Below are 15,774 nucleotides of genomic sequence, written 5' to 3'. Positions count from 1 at the left end.
TTATAGTGAAATAAAAAATAGGAAAAAGTGCTTATTTTGAATATAATTGTTTCAAATAATGAAACAAAGGAATAAAATGGACAGAATCTTAGCCATCAAAGTCTTTTTAACCGTTGCCGAAACCGGCAGCTTCACCGCCACCGCAGAGCGTTTGGATTTGTCCAAACCCATGGTCAGCCGCGCAGTTGCCTTGCTGGAAGACTGGTTCAAAGCGCGATTATTACAACGCACCACGCGCAAGGTGTCGCTCACCGAAGCGGGCGAGCAAGCCTTGGAATATTGCCGCAAAATGACCGACCTCACCGACGACATCGAACAGGATTTTCTCGCCCGCTCGGGTGAATTGAGTGGCACCTTACGCATCGCCGCCAACCCATCTTTCGGCGGCACGCATCTTTTGCGCGCGCTGCAAGACTTTATGGATATCCACCCCAAGCTCAATATCCAATTGCAGCTTTCCAATCAAAAAGTCGATTTGATCGAAAGCCGCATCGACTTGGCTTTGCGCTTTACCAATAATGTCGAACTCGGTCTGGTCGCGCGGCGGCTCAATCAAATCCATTCCCTAATCGTCGCCACGCCCGACTATCTTGCCCGCCACGGCATGCCTGCCACACCGCACGATTTAGCCCATCACCGCTACCTTGCACATGCCAACGTCAACCAAAAAACCTGGCGCTTTTTCCGCGACGGCAAAGAAACCGTGCTCGAATTGACCAGCCCGTTTTCCGTCAACGACAGTAACGCCCTGCTCAATTGTGTCTTATCTAACGGCGGTATTGCCATGTTGCCCAAATACATGATCAACGAGCATCTCACCGAAGGCCGTCTGAAACCCGTGCTCACCGATTGGACGCTACCGGTCTATTCGCTTTACGCCCTCTACCTCACCCGCCACCGCCTGCCGCTGGCCGTGCGCAGCTTGCTGGATTTTTTGGCAGAACGCTTTGAAAATGAAGACTGGTAAAGCAAAGGCCGTCTGAAAGCAATACACTTTCAGACGGCCTTATCATGCCAAAACATCAACTATTCACGGCGCAACGACTTATCCGTCCACCATTCTTCGCCGACAAAACCATCGGCATAGCGCTCGCCCATTTTCGGCACATCCAACGCCACGCCATGCGCTTTGGCACTTTTCACTGCATTATCAATCGATTCATACCACGGATTGCGCCCCAAGCTGAACACGCCCCAATGCATCGGCACCATCTTTTGCGCCTTCAAATCCAACGCCGCCTGCACCGATTGGTGTGCAAACATATGCGTTTTTGGCCAGCCGGCATTGGCCGCATCGATTTCGATAAACGCAAGGTCGAAGCCGCCGTATTTTTGGCCGATGTCACTAAAATGCTGCGCATAGCCCGTATCCCCACTCCAATACAACCGCCTGCTGCCCTCAAAGACAAAAGACGCCCACAGCGTTTTGTTGCGGTCATTAGTCCAGCGTGAAGAATAATGCTGCGTCGGCTCGGCGGTGAGTTTGATTTTGCCAATTTGCGTGCTATCACCCCAACCCAATTCGGTAATCTTTTCAGACGGCACACCCCAAGATTCTAATCGTGCGCCCACGCCCAACGGCGCCACAAAGCGCTTGGCCTTGTCCGCCAAATAACGCATGGTCGCCGCTTCCAAATGGTCGTAATGATCGTGCGAAATCAGCACCACATCAATTTCAGGCAAATCCTTGCGCTGAATCGGCGCTTCTTGGAAACGCGGCGCAACCAAAGGCGCATTCAGCGGATTGGCATTATCCAACACAGGGTCGATTAAGAAACGCTGCCCGTCCAATTCCAAAACCGCCGAAGCGTGCCCCAGCCAATAATAAGCAAATTGTTCAGGCTGTCTGAAACTGGTTTTATCCAACATCTCCATCGGCAAACGCCCTTTCGGCGTATAACCATCATAACGCACAAACCCGCCCTGCCCAGTAGCCCGCTCGGGATAAGAAGGCAAATCTTCAGTATAAAGATTGATAAATTGGCCGTTTTTGTAATACGGCAAGTCAGCAAATCGGCTCTCATCAGGTAACCCGCCGATGTTGCGATAAAGCATGATGCCCAAAATAGCTACAATCAATAGCAGCACCAGCAATATCACAACAATAAATTTTAAAATTTTTCTAATCATTGATTCTTTAATTTCATAAAACAAAACAAACCATTAAGCAGAAATGCTGCCTAATGGTTTGTTAGATGCGGCTAATTTCAGCCCTTCAAACTCGCCATATCAATCACAAAGCGATATTTCACATCGGATTTTTCCATGCGCTCGTAAGCGGTGTTGATGTCTTGCATGTTAATCATCTCCACATCAGGTACAATGTTGTGCTCGGCACAGAAATCAAGCATTTCTTGGGTTTCGGCAATGCCGCCGATGACAGAAGCGGAAATGCTGCGGCGACCCATAATCATCGGCACAGTGTTGATGGTTTGTTCCAATTCGCCGACCAAGCCGACCAGCACCAGCGTGCCGTCGAGTGCCAAGGTTGGTACATATGGTTTTAAATCGTGGGTGTACGGCACGGTGTCGATGATTAAGTCGAAGGTGTTGGCCACGGCTTTCATTTGTTCTTCGTTGGTTGATAGCACGACATGGCTGGCACCCAAGCGGAAGGCGTCATCAGATTTGCCCAGCGAACGGGTGAACAAGGTCACTTCTGCGCCCATGGCTTTGGCCAACTTCACCGCCATGTGACCCAAGCCGCCCAAGCCGACTACGGCCACTTTCGAGCCTTGGCCGACGTTCCAATGGCGCAGCGGTGAGTAAGTGGTGATACCAGCGCACAACAGCGGCGCGACGGCTTGGGTATCCAAGCTTTCAGATACTTTCAGCACAAAATCTTCTCTCACGACCACGGCGGTGCTGTAGCCGCCTTGGGTCAGCGTGCCGTCATGGCGGTCATGGCTGCCGTAGGTGCCGGTGTTGCCTGCTTCGCAGTATTGTTCCAAACCGTGTTGGCAAGGCGAACAGGTGCGACAGGAATCGACCATGCAACCCACGCCGACCAAATCGCCGATGTTGAATTTCTTGGCATTGGTGCCGACTTGGGTCACGCGGCCGATGATTTCGTGGCCGGGCACAATCGGATAAGTGTGGGTAAAGCCCCAGTCGTTGCGGGCGGTGTGCAAATCGCTGTGGCACACGCCGCAGTATAAAATATCAATCAATACATCGTCTTCACGCAAATCGCGGCGCTCGAAGCTGTGCGGTGCCAGTGGCGTGGTGGCGCTGAATGCGGCATAGGATTGTGTGGGGTAAGTCATGGTTTGATTCCTGATGGATTTAAAACATTCATATTATAAGAAGTTTTTCTTATTCTTAGAAATTGATAATCGTGATAGCTAGGTATCAGGCTTGATGATAGTTAGCTACGCTGTTGCCCTGCTTCGTATTCGGCCACAATTTCTGCAAACAGCCGGTAGGAGTGGTGCATTTTGGCTTCATCCCAGATATAGCCGGTGCACATGATTTCATCCACGCCAACAAATTCTTGGCAGAATTGGGCATATTGCTTGGCGGCGGTTTCTTTGCTGCCGATGAAAATCCCTGCCGTCTGCATGTCAATCGAACGCGCTTCGCTCGGCGAATCATAATCAACCTGCGCCACCGGCGGCTGAATCGGGATATTGATGCCGCGCTGTTCATTCAAAAACAGCTGAATCAGCGTGCTGTTGTTGTAGTGCGCTTCTTCGTCTGTATCCGCCACGGCAATATTCAGGCACAAAATCACATAAGGCGTTTGGCAGTGTTCAGACGGCCTGAAGTTCTGCTGATAAATGGCAATCGCCTGCTTTTGCTCCATCGGCATAAAGTGCGAGGCAAACACATACGGCAAGCCTTTAGCGGCGGCGTAATAGGCGCTGTTGGTGCTTGAGCCCAAAACATATAAAGGCACATCCGTCCCCACGCCCGGCAAGGCATTCACCCCGCCAGCTTGCTCTACACCAAAATAGCTTTGCAAATCATCAACGTCTTGTTCATGATTGGTCGCTTGCCGGCGCAACGCCCGCGCGGTGAAAGGATCAGTACCCCTTGCCCGCCCCAAGCCAATCTCGACACGATTAGGATACAGGGTTGCCAAGGTGCCATATTGCTCCGCAACCAGCAGCGGTGCATGATTGGGCAACATCACACCGCCTGCGCCTGCTTTAATGCGGTCGGTATGGTGCAGAATCTCCGACACCAAAATCTGCGTGGCCGAGCTGGCATAGGCTTTGATGTTGTGGTGTTCGGCAATCCAGTAACGCTCAAAACCCAGCTCTTCAGCGAGCTTGGCTTCACGCAGCATGGTGTCAATGGCTTGTTTGTGGGTTTGGCCTTCGCGTACCGGCACAAGGCTTAAGGCGGATAGTTTCATGTCAATGTCGCAAAATAAAAAAGAAAAATTGAAGGCCGTCTGAAATCAATGCAGACAGCCTTACACAGCTTTAGATTACTCCACAAACTTCACAACCTGCTCAAAAGTCTTACGCGCTTTTGGCTTGATGTCTTTATCGCGATAACCGAAAGTCACCATCACCGACACTTCCCATTCAGCCGGGTCAAACAAGCCTTCGTCAGCCAAGATTTGGTTCACTTCTTTATAAGCAAAACCTTCAATCAGGCAAGAGTCCACACCGATCATCGCCGCACCGGTCATCATATTGGCCAGTGCGATGTAGGTTTGTTTGCTTGCCCAGTCGTATAGGCTGCGCTCGGTGTCCAAAATCGCGATGTCTTGTTCTTGGAATTTTTTATAAATCGCCATGGCTTTGTCTTTGGCTTCACCTTCCAAGCCGCGGCGCGCCATAATGTCGGCAAAATATTCGCTGTCGTAGCGGGCGTTTTTCTTCGCCAAAATCGCCACAATGTGGCTGGATGTTTCCATAGTTGGAATGCCCCAGCAGTAAGGTTTGATTTTTTGGCGCAAGTCGGCATTTTGCAATACCAAGAATTGCCACGGCTCTGAGCCGACTGAGCTTGGGCTTAAGCGGCCAAGTTCCAAAATATAGTTGAAATCTTCGGCAGGGATTTTTTTATTACCGTCATACGAGCGGGTAGATGCGCGGTAATGAAAGGCGTTTAATACATCTTCTTTATTTAAAAACTGCATGGTTGGATACTCCAAATTTAAATCGTTTTATCATGGTGACGGCCAATCAAGGCCGTCTGAACATTACATAAAGCCGCGTTGGTATTGGCGCGGTACAAACTGCATTTCTGCGGCATCGGCGGCGTTTTGGCGGTGTTGTGCGTTCAACACCCAATACGGATCACGCAAGAGCGCACGGCCAATAGCGACCAAATCAGCATCGCCCACGCCAAGCACATGATCGGCCACGGCAGGCTCATCGAGCATACCCACGGCGATGACCGGTTTGCCGGTGGCGTGTTTGACTTTACGCGCCAAATCCACTTGGTAGCCTGCATAAAATTCAGGATGATTACCCGCATGCAGCACGCCGTCACCGCCGCCGCTCACGTCGAACACATCGGCACCGGCTTCAGAGAAGCGCTTGGCGACTGCGACACCATAATCGCTGTCAAAGCCGTTTTCGCCGTATTCTTGCGCCGAGATACGCACGATCAGCGGCATTTCAGACGGCATCACTTCACGGGCGGCTTTGATAACTTGTTCGCCAAACAGCATCTTGTCTTGGCCGTATTCATCGCTGCGCTGGTTGGATTTTGGCGAATAGAATTGGTGAATCAGATAGCCGTGTGCGCCGTGTAGCTCGATGGTGTCGAATCCGGCAGCGACTGCACGTTTCACCGAATCTTGGAAAGCTTGCACCAAATCCTTGACTTCTTGGGTGGTCAACTCGCGCGGGGTAATCAGGTTTTGACCGGCATAATCCAATTCGCCATAGTGAATCGGGCTTGGCGCCACGGCATTCGGCTCGTCTTGCGCTTTGCGGCCGGCATGGGCGATTTGAATGCCGATTTTGGCACCATGAGCGTGCACGCTGTCAACCAACTTTTTAAAGGCCTGTTGTTGCTCATCATTCCACAAGCCCAAGCAATTCGGCGTAATACGGCCATTAGGGGCAACATTGGTCATCTCCACAATAATCAGACCGACACCGCCGATGGCGCGGCTGGTGTAATGCACAAAATGCCAATCGTTCGGCACACCGTCGGTGGCAGAATATTGACACATCGGCGGCATCACCACGCGGTTTTTGAGCTCAAGATTTTTTAGGCTGTATGGAGTGAGCAGCTTACGGAATTTGGCCATGATGGTTTTCCTAAAAGATTCAAAACACCGCCATCATAGGCAATCGATGGTATCATTTCAAATTGATTATTCTGATAGACCGATATCAATATATCTAATATCATTGGCTTTATCACCATTCTCTTACTTCTTCAAAAATTTACCCTGGCAGACTATCCATGAACCACACCGTCCACAACCGCCTGATTTCCTTTATTTGGTCTATTGCTGATGATTACTTGCGCGATGTTTATGTGCGCGGCAAATATCGTGATGTCATTTTGCCGATGACAGTATTACGCCGACTGGACAGCCTGCTTGAGCCGACCAAACAGACCGTTTTGGACGAATTGGCGTTTTGGGGCGATGAAGAAGCCCCCGATGAGGATCTGCAACGGGCCAGTGGTTTTGTGTTTTACAACACATCAAAATGGACACTGTCACAGCTCAAAGACAACGCCAACAACAACGCCCAATACCTGCTGCACAATTTTGACGAATACCTAAACGGCTTTTCGCCCAACGTCCAAGAAATCATCAACCGCTTTAATCTGCGCAGCCAAATCGCCCATATGTCAAACAAAGGCGTTTTGCTGGCCGTATTGGAAAAATTCGTCTCACCCTATATCAACCTCACCCCATTTGACAGACAAGACCCGGACGGCAACAAGCTGCCGGCCTTAACCAACCTCGGCATGGGCTATGTGTTTGAAGAACTCATTCGCAAATTCAACGAAGAAAACAACGAAGAAGCGGGCGAACATTTCACGCCCCGTGAAGTGATTGAGCTGATGACACACTTGGTCTTTGACCCCATCAGCCAAAACATTCCGCCTGTGATTAGTGTGTATGACCCCGCCTGCGGCAGTGGCGGTATGCTGACCGAATCACAAAACTTCATTGAACAAAAATACCCTCTTGCCAACACCAGCCGCACCATTTATCTGTATGGCAAAGAAATCAATGACGAGACCTATGCTATCTGTAAATCCGACATGATGATTAAAGGCAACAACCCTGCCAATATCCGTGTCGGCTCCACATTGGCAAGCGATGAGTTTGGCGGACAATTTTTTGATTTTATGCTCTCCAATCCGCCCTACGGCAAAAGCTGGTCATCGGATGAGCGCTACATCAAAGACGGCAAAACCATCATAGACCGCCGTTTTAAAGTGAATTTGGCCGACTATTGGGGCGAAATGGGCGAATACGATGCCACGCCACGCACCTCAGACGGGCAATTGCTGTTTCTCATGGAAATGGCAAATAAAATGAAACCCGTATCCGTCAACGGCATAGGCAGCCGTGTCGCAAGCGTGCATAACGGCTCATCACTGTTTACCGGCGATGCCGGCGGCGGAGAGAGCAATATCCGCCGATATTTGATTGAAAATGACCTGCTAGAAGCCATTATCCAATTGCCCAACAACCTGTTTTACAACACAGGCATCACCACCTATATTTGGCTGTTGAACAACAACAAACCCACCCACCGCCAAGGCAAAGTTCAGCTTATTGACGCAGGCGAGATGTACGCCAAATTGCGTAAAAATCTGGGCGAAAAAATTGCGAACTCACCGCCGAACACATCAGCCGAATCACACAAATTTATCTGTCGTGCGAATCTCTAGAACGTACAGACGGCTTGGCAAGCCAAGTGTTTGATAATCAAGATTTTGGTTATCACAAAGTTGCCATACAACGCCCCGACCGCAAGCGAGTGCAGTTTACCGCCGATAACATTTTGCCACTTCGTTTTGACAAAGCCCTTGCCGAACCCATGCAGTTTTTGTACACCCAACATGGCGATGATGTTTATTCAGAAAACTTAGCCAATTTTGCCGATGAACTCACCGCTTGGGCGGACGACAACGGCTACACGCTCAACAACAAAAACAAAGCCAAAATCCTAAAAGCCGACACTTGGCAAAAAGCCAAAGAAAAGCTTCAGGCTGCCGAAGTTTTGTTTGCCCATTTTGGCGATGCAATTTTTATGGATTACAACGCCTTTGCTAAACAAGCGGACAAAGTTTTAAAAGACCACAAAATCAAACTCTCTACCAGCGACAAAAAAGCGATTTTTAATGCCATTAGCGTTTATGATGAACGTGCAGAAAAAGTCGTAAGCAAAATCCACGCCTTTACAGCAGACGAATTGGCACAATTATTAGGTAAACTCAAAACCGATCAAAAGCATTTGCCCGATTTTGGCTACTACCCCACCGGCAAACAAGGCGAATTTGTCTGTTATGAAACCAACAGCGACTTATCCGACAGTGAAAATATTCCGCTCAATCAAGACATTCACGGCTATTTTGTTGACGAAGTCAAACCGCACATTGATGAAGCGTGGATTGATATTGACAGCGTCAAAATCGGCTATGAGATTAGCTTTAACAAATACTTTTACCAGCACAAAGCCTTACGCACGCTGGACGAAATCAAAGCCGATATTTTGGCATTAGACCGCCAAGCAGACGGCTTGATTGGCGAGATTTTGGGTTAAATCCAATCAGTTGTTTATCAGAAATATCCATAGTTGAGAAACAAAGCCTTTTGTTTCTCACAAATGATTAACAAACAGGTTTGTTAATCATATTTATAAGAAAATGAGCAACAAACTTGCTTGTTGCTCATCAATGAGCGACAATCCATCTTGTGAATCAAAATTACCAAAATATGAGAAACAAAATGTCAGCAAACCTCAATTTTTCCGAAGCGGTATATTATCCTGAAAGCGTGTTCCCTCCAGAAAAGATAGACTTAACTCAAATTTTGTCAGCATTACTCGGGGCAACCAATGCCATCGCCCGTTATGACCAAATGTTGAAAAATATGCACAACAGTGAAATTTTGCTTGCACCGTTAAGAAACCAAGAAGCGGTGATTTCCTCACGCATGGAAGGCACCGTCAGTACAATGGATGAAATTTTGCAATACGAAGCAGACTACCCCGAAGATGAATACAGTGCAGATGTCCGCTCGGATATTATTGAAACCGTGCTTTACCAGCGCACACTCAAAAATGCCCAAAAGGCGATGGAAGAGGGCTATCCGCTCAGTAAATCGCTACTTAAAACCATGCACCAGCAACTGCTTTCTTTTGGACGAGGAGCCAATAAATCTCCGGGGGAATTTAAAAAAGAGCAAAACTATATTGCCGATACGCTCAGTCGCAAAATTTTGTTTGTGCCGATTAGCCCTGAAAATTTAGAAAGCGGTTTAGACCGTTTATTTGATTATATCCACCAAAATACCGACCCTGTGTTATTAAAAACCGCAGTAACACATTTGGAATTTGAAGCCCTGCACCCTTTTCAAGATGGAAACGGCAGAATAGGGCGAATGCTCATCACATTGATGCTGTGGAATGCACACACCCTTTCTGCACCGCATTTTTATATCAGTGGTTATTTAGAAGAAAATAAAAACCGCTATATTGATTTAATGCGGAATGTTTCCCAAACAGGCGACTGGAATGAATGGGCGATATTCTTTTTAAATGCGATAGAACATCAATCTGAACGCAATCTGAATATTGCAGAAAACATTCGTGCCTTATACGAAGACATGAAAACCAAATTCAGCGATATTTTATCCAGCAAACATTCTCTTGCGGTATTGGATTTTGTGTTTACCTATCCTGTTTTTCGCAACAGTACCTTATCCAAAGAAACGGGCATTTCCACCGCCACAGCCAACCGTTTTACCAAAGCATTGCAAGAAAAAGGCATTCTCACCTTAACCGAAGAAGCCTCTGGCAGAAAATCTGCACGTTATACTTTTGAGCATTTAATGAATGTCGTGCGTGTATAGCAATAACAAGTCGTAAATATAAGGAAAATGTCCAACATGAACACCTACCAACACACCAAACCCACCCAAATTGCATGGCTTGGTGATGTGCCGGAGCATTGGGAAGTTAAGAAATTGAAGTTTGTTTTGCAATTAAGCACAGAAAAAATTGAAAGTCAAAAATCGGATTTACGTTATCTTGGAATGGAAAATATTGTTTCAAATACAGGTGAATTAACCGAAACAATTTTACAAGCAGACGGAATTGCCAATGTTTTTTATGAAAATGACATCTTATTTGGAAAATTACGCCCTTATTTGGCAAAAGTTTATTTGGCGCAAATGGCTGGTATTTGTTCAACAGAATTTTTAGTTTATAAAACTTCACAGCAAATTTTTAATAAATTTGCGTTTTATTTGATGATTTGTCAGAACTTTATTGCAACGGTTAATTCATCAACTTATGGCACAAAGATGCCAAGAGCCAATTCTGATTTTTTGGCAAATTTACCAATCCCTATTCCCCCACTTTCCGAACAAACCGCCATTGCCGAGTTTTTGGACAAAAAAACCGCCCAAATTCAAAAAGCCATTGCCCTAAAAACCGAGCAAATCGCACGGCTAAAAGAATACCGCCAAACGCTCATCAACCAAACCGTCACACAAGGCTTAAACCCCAACGCCCCACTAAAAAATAGCGGTGTGGCATGGCTTGGTGATATGCCAGAGCATTGGGAGGTTTTAGCATTAAAACGAGTAATTACTGAACATTCTGGAAATGGATTCCCTATTGAGTTACAAGGAAATAATGGCTCTATTCCTTTTTTAAAAGTTAGTGATTTTTCATTGAATAGCAATAAATTTATTGAACAATGGAATAATTCTGTAACTCAAATTACAGCAAAATCAAAAAAATGGAATGTAGTTCCCAAAGGTACTTTAGTTACAGCAAAAATCGGTGAAGCATTAAGAAAAAATCATAGAAAAATTCTTTTAGAGAATTCAATTATTGATAATAATTGTCTTGGAATTGAATTTATAAAAATAGACCATTTATTTGGCTATTATTTACATTGTGCAATTGATTTTGATTGGTTTGTGAATGAAGGTGCGGTGCCTAGTTTATCAATGGGTAAATACAGAAACTTCAAAATTCCAATCCCTCCACTATCCGAACAAACCGCCATTGCCGAATTTTTAGACAAAAAAACCGTCCAAATAGACACCGCTATCACCCACCACCAAACCCAAATAGAGCGGTTAAAAGAATATCAGCAAAGCCTAATCAATGATGTGGTGACGGGGAAAATCAGCGTTCAGACTGCCTGAAAACAAAAAATCAATTTTTGGAGATAATCAATGAGCGAATTAACCACATCATTAGTTGCCAGAAATAATGTGTTAAATAACCCTTATGCCGTCAGCGAACTTCAAAATCATTTGCAGTTGGGCGGATTGCAATTTGAGGGCGAAACTGTCTTTACCAAAGCCCAAGTTGCCCAAATTTTGGAAGTTAATATTCGTACTATTGAGCGTTATTTGTCCGATTATGCAGATGAATTACAAAGCAATGGGTATCGAGTTTTAAAGGGAAAATATTTAAAAAACATCATCTTAACAGATGTCTCCGACACAAATGTCGGAGACATCAACCCTAAAACACCATCTTTGGGTATTTTCAGCTTTCGTGCCGTTTTAAATCTGGCAATGCTGGTAACAGAAAGCGAAAAAGCCAAGTTCATCCGTTCAAAAATGTTGGATATGGTCATTGATGTCATCGCCAAAAAAGCAGGCGGAAATACCAAATACATCAATCAACGAGATGGCAATTATCTGATGTCGGCTTACACGGAGCAAAGCCATCGCAAATTGTTTACCGATGCATTGCGAGATTATCTGCAAATGGGCAAGTACAAGTACGGCATTTATACCGATAAGATTTATCAAGCCATATTTCGTGAAAATGCCAAAGAATATAAACAAATTCTTAAATTAAGCGCAAAAGACCAAGTCCGAGATACTATGTACACCGAAGTTTTAACAGCTGTTGCCAGTTTTGAAAAAGGATTGGCAATGCAATTAAAACAAACATCAGAAAATTTAGGGCGGAAAATTCTACCTAATGAACTGGATAAAATGATAGAAGAAGCAGAAAACAATCCGTTTTTAGAGCCGTTTATTCTTGATGCCAGAATTAAAATGTCCAGCCGTGATTTGTGTTTCAGAGACGCTTTACACCACAAATTAGAGCAGTACATTCAAGCCATACCACAAGGCGATTTTGAAAAATTTTTGGGAGAAAAAAGTCGTTCATTGCAAGAACAATTATCCGACCCTGAAACCTTAGCGGTATTAAAGCGATTAAAGGACAGATAAATGGATATTGAAATTTTATATTTTGATGTTCATCATGCCATAGAAACACACGATTGGATTATTGCGCATTCTGGCGGACTGACAGGGGTTTATCCTGATGGTGCAGGTAAATTGGAAAGCGTGTTAGAACACATTCAAAACGATTGGTATTATCCGACTTTTGAAGACAAACTCACACACTTAATTTATTCCATCAATAAATTACATGCTTTTTGCGATGGCAATAAACGGTCTAGTTTGGTACTTGGTGCCTATTTTTTGAAATTAAATGGTTATGATTATTGCGTTAAAAAATTTGTATTAGAAATGGAAAATATTGTGGTTTGGCTGGCTGAAGGCAAAATTGGCAAAGAACTATTATGCAAACTCGTTACTTCAATTATTGAAAATGAAGATGACTATGACGTATCACTCAAATATGAATTGATTTGTGCCATTCAAGATTAGGAGCAAAAATATGTTTCACACCAAAGAGATCCATTTTGAAGACGCCATAGAACAAGATTTGCTAGATAGCGGCTTTTTTCAGACGGCCGCAAGCGGTTTTAATGCCCGTTTTGCTATTGATGAGCCGAATTTCTGGGCATTTTTGGCAGACAGCCAGCAGGATAAATTGGACGACTTTATCCGCCTGAATCCCAGCGACTGGCAAGCCAAGATTTTGACCCGGCTGGATAACATCGCCAAGAAAGAAGGAATATTGCATTTGTTTAAAAATGGCTTGCAGGTGGGCAATGTGCATTTGGATTTGTTTTTTTGTGCCGCCGCTTGCCAACAGCCCTGCAAAAGTTGCTCAAAATTACGCCAAAAACCGCTTTAGTATCATGCGCCAAGTGCCGTTTTCCACGCAAAGCCATGAAACGGTGGATATGGCGGTGTTTGTCAATGGCCTGCCTTTTGCCACCATGGAACTGAAAAACGAATGGACGGGGCAGACTTATGCCGACAGCCAAAAGCAATATTGCAAACGTGATATCACACAAACGCTGTTTGCCCCTGCCCGCACGCTGGTGCATTTTGCCGTCGATACCCAAAATGCGTTTATGACCACCAAATTAAATGGGGCAAATACCGTCTTTTTGCCGTTTAACAAAGGCAATCATCACGGCAAGGGAAATCCGATTAACCCCAATGGTTTTAAGACGGCCTATTTGTGGCAAGAAATTTTGCAAAAAGACAGCATTGCCGGCATTATTTTGCATTTTGCCCGCCTTGAATTTGACGACAAACGCAAAAAAGATTTGAGCAAGGCGACATTGTATTTTCCCCGTTATCATCAGCTTGATGTGGTGCGAAAACTTGTATCTGATGTGGCAGATCACGGCGTGGGCAAACGCTATCTGATTCAGCATTCAGCGGGCTCGGGCAAATCAAACTCCATCACTTGGCTTGCCTTTCATTTGATTGAAATTTATGCCCAAAACAGCGAAAAACCGATATTTGATTCGGTGATTGTCGTTACCGACAGAAAAGTGTTGGACAAACAAATCAGCGACAATATCAGTGCTTTTTCAACCGTGAAAAACATCATCGCCCACGCCGATAAATCATCCGATTTAAAAATTGCTTTGGAAAACGGCAAACGCATCATCATCACCACTATTCAAAAATTCCCGTTTATTGTGGACGGTATCGCCGATATGACCGACAAAAAATTTGCGGTGATTATTGATGAGGCACACAGCTCCCAATCAGGCTCGGCACATGACAACATGAACCGTGTGATGGGCATGAACCATGAAAGCGATGCCCAAGATTTAATCGTTTCTGCCATGCAGTCACGCAAGATGCGCCACAATGCATCTTATTTTGCCTTTACCGCCACGCCCAAAAACAGCACGCTGGAAAAATTCGGCGAAAGACACGACAGCAGCAGCCCCGACACCCCGCCGACTTTTAAGCCGTTTCATTTATACTCTATGAAACAGGCGATTGAAGAGGGTTTTATTTTAGATGTGTTAAAGAATTACACCACTTATCAAAGCTTTTATGAAATTCATAAAACCATTGAAGAAAACCCTGAATTTGACAGCAAAAAAGCCCAGCAGCGTTTGAAATCTTTTGTAGAAAAAAGCGAGCATTCCATTGCTGTGAAAGCGGATATTATGGTCAGTCATTTTTTAGACAGAGTGGTCAAAACCAAACGTTTGAAAAATCAGGCCAAGGCCATGATTATCACGCAGAATATTGAAATGGCGATTAAATACCATCAGGCCGTCTGTAAAATTTTGGCGGAAAAAGGCAATCCGTTTAAGGCGTTGATTGCATTTTCCGGTGAGAAAACCGTAAACGGCATTGAATACACCGAAAGCCAAATCAACGGTTTTGATGACAGCAAAACCAAAGATGAATTTGATAAAGATGAAAACCGCATTTTGATTGTTGCCAATAAATATTTGACAGGCTTCGACCAGCCCAAACTTTGCGCCATGTATGTGGATAAGCCGCTGGATGGCGTGCTGTGTGTGCAAGCCTTATCGCGCTTAAACCGCAGCAGCCCTAAATTAGGTAAATCGGCTGATGATTTGTTTATTTTGGATTTTTTCAATGATGTGACAGCCATTCAGACGGCCTTTGAACCGTTTTACACGCAAACCGAATTATTAGGCGAAACCGACATCAATATTTTGTACGATTTGCAAAATGAATTGGACGCAACGGGCGTATATGAATTGAGTGAATTAGATTTGTTTGCCGAGCGTTTATTTGGCGGTGCGACCATGGAAATGTTGCAAGCAACCAATCAAATTTGTGCCGACAGGTTCAACTCTGAATTTGATTGGGAACGGGAACAAAAGGTTGATTTTAAAATTAAAACCAAACAGTTTGTGAAAGTTTACAATCAAATGGCAAGCATTATTGCCTTTGAAAATGTGGCATGGGAAAAACGCTATTGGTTTTATAAATTTCTGATTCCGAAATTGAATGTTGCGGATGATGAAGATGTGATTGACGAGCTGTTGCAAAACGTGGATTTGAGTTCGTATGCGTTGGCGATGACCGAACATGAACACAATATCCGGCTTTCTGAGGAAACAGGCACGTTCACGCCCGGCAGCCAAAATATGCACGGCACGCATGATGACGACCGTGAAAAAGATGAATTGGATCAAATTATTCAATTCTTTAATGAAAAATGGTTTGGCGGCTGGGGCGATACACCCGAAGAACGCAAAATTCGCTTTGTGGCAGTTGTCGCTGGCGTCAAAGGGCATCAGGATTATGAAAACAAATATTTGGTTACCCAAGATCCTGTATTAAAAATGGAAATTTTTAGCGATATTGTCAAATCTGTGATGAGCAACCGCCGCCAGCAGGAAGTGGAATTGTACAAACACTTTATCAAAGACGAAGGCTTTCAACGGGCATTGATTGCCGATTTGCAAAGAGCCGTAGGAATATAA

The 15,774-nt window shown here is 45.1% G+C and carries 14 protein-coding genes; 9 read left to right on the top strand and 5 right to left on the bottom strand.

What is annotated here, in order from left to right; genetic code table 11:
* Positions 1 to 76 precede the first annotated feature (76 nt).
* Entirely contained in the window at positions 77 to 967 is an 891-nt protein-coding gene (locus tag ACM67B_RS01300; RefSeq protein ID WP_416189827.1) for a LysR family transcriptional regulator, read from the top strand.
* Between the two features lie 59 nt (positions 968 to 1,026).
* Here ACM67B_RS01300 and ACM67B_RS01295 read toward each other — a convergent pair whose 3' ends face one another.
* From ACM67B_RS01295 to ACM67B_RS01275, 5 genes are all read right to left on the bottom strand, one after another.
* Positions 1,027 to 2,130, bottom strand: coding sequence for an MBL fold metallo-hydrolase (locus ACM67B_RS01295; protein ID WP_416189826.1), 1,104 nt, complete (start codon positions 2,128 to 2,130; stop codon positions 1,027 to 1,029).
* Positions 2,131 to 2,207: 77 nt separating this feature from the next.
* Complete coding sequence (locus ACM67B_RS01290) at positions 2,208 to 3,266, bottom strand: NAD(P)-dependent alcohol dehydrogenase (protein WP_416189825.1); 1,059 nt, start codon at positions 3,264 to 3,266, stop codon at positions 2,208 to 2,210.
* A 101-nt stretch (positions 3,267 to 3,367) separates the two neighbouring features.
* Complete coding sequence (locus ACM67B_RS01285; RefSeq protein ID WP_416189824.1) at positions 3,368 to 4,360, bottom strand: LLM class flavin-dependent oxidoreductase; 993 nt, start codon at positions 4,358 to 4,360, stop codon at positions 3,368 to 3,370.
* A gap of 75 nt (positions 4,361 to 4,435) precedes the next feature.
* Positions 4,436 to 5,095 (bottom strand): NAD(P)H-dependent oxidoreductase, encoded by a 660-nt coding sequence (locus ACM67B_RS01280; protein WP_416189823.1) that lies wholly within the window; start codon positions 5,093 to 5,095, stop codon positions 4,436 to 4,438.
* A gap of 63 nt (positions 5,096 to 5,158) precedes the next feature.
* Positions 5,159 to 6,220, bottom strand: a complete 1,062-nt coding sequence (locus ACM67B_RS01275; RefSeq protein WP_416189822.1) for an NADH:flavin oxidoreductase/NADH oxidase — start codon at positions 6,218 to 6,220, stop codon at positions 5,159 to 5,161.
* Between the two features lie 158 nt (positions 6,221 to 6,378).
* Here ACM67B_RS01275 and ACM67B_RS01270 point away from each other — a divergent pair, with 158 nt between their 5' ends.
* From ACM67B_RS01270 to ACM67B_RS01235, 8 genes are all read left to right on the top strand, one after another.
* Positions 6,379 to 7,830, top strand: coding sequence for a type I restriction-modification system subunit M (locus ACM67B_RS01270; RefSeq protein WP_416189821.1), 1,452 nt, complete (start codon positions 6,379 to 6,381; stop codon positions 7,828 to 7,830).
* A gap of 26 nt (positions 7,831 to 7,856) precedes the next feature.
* On the top strand, positions 7,857 to 8,705 hold the full coding sequence (locus ACM67B_RS01265) for a hypothetical protein (protein WP_416189820.1): 849 nt from the start codon (positions 7,857 to 7,859) through the stop codon (positions 8,703 to 8,705).
* A 185-nt stretch (positions 8,706 to 8,890) separates the two neighbouring features.
* Positions 8,891 to 10,015 (top strand): Fic family protein, encoded by a 1,125-nt coding sequence (locus tag ACM67B_RS01260; RefSeq protein WP_416189819.1) that lies wholly within the window; start codon positions 8,891 to 8,893, stop codon positions 10,013 to 10,015.
* Positions 10,016 to 10,051: 36 nt separating this feature from the next.
* Positions 10,052 to 11,323: a restriction endonuclease subunit S gene (locus tag ACM67B_RS01255; RefSeq protein WP_416189818.1), complete on the top strand. Its 1,272-nt coding sequence runs from the start codon at positions 10,052 to 10,054 to the stop codon at positions 11,321 to 11,323.
* Between the two features lie 30 nt (positions 11,324 to 11,353).
* Positions 11,354 to 12,370, top strand: a complete 1,017-nt coding sequence (locus ACM67B_RS01250) for a hypothetical protein (protein ID WP_416189817.1) — start codon at positions 11,354 to 11,356, stop codon at positions 12,368 to 12,370.
* Positions 12,371 to 12,817: a type II toxin-antitoxin system death-on-curing family toxin gene (locus tag ACM67B_RS01245; protein ID WP_416189816.1), complete on the top strand. Its 447-nt coding sequence runs from the start codon at positions 12,371 to 12,373 to the stop codon at positions 12,815 to 12,817. It begins immediately after the preceding gene.
* 10 nt (positions 12,818 to 12,827) lie between these two features.
* Complete coding sequence (locus ACM67B_RS01240) at positions 12,828 to 13,190, top strand: hypothetical protein (protein ID WP_416189815.1); 363 nt, start codon at positions 12,828 to 12,830, stop codon at positions 13,188 to 13,190.
* Positions 13,129 to 15,774, top strand: coding sequence for a type I restriction endonuclease subunit R (locus tag ACM67B_RS01235; protein WP_416189814.1), 2,646 nt, complete (start codon positions 13,129 to 13,131; stop codon positions 15,772 to 15,774). Before ACM67B_RS01240 ends, ACM67B_RS01235 begins: the two co-directional genes overlap by 62 nt.

This window comes from Neisseria sp. CCUG17229 (assembly GCF_047839235.1).
In the GTDB taxonomy this organism is placed as follows: domain Bacteria; phylum Pseudomonadota; class Gammaproteobacteria; order Burkholderiales; family Neisseriaceae; genus Neisseria; species Neisseria brasiliensis.
This window is presented reverse-complemented; position numbering and strand designations above follow the sequence as displayed.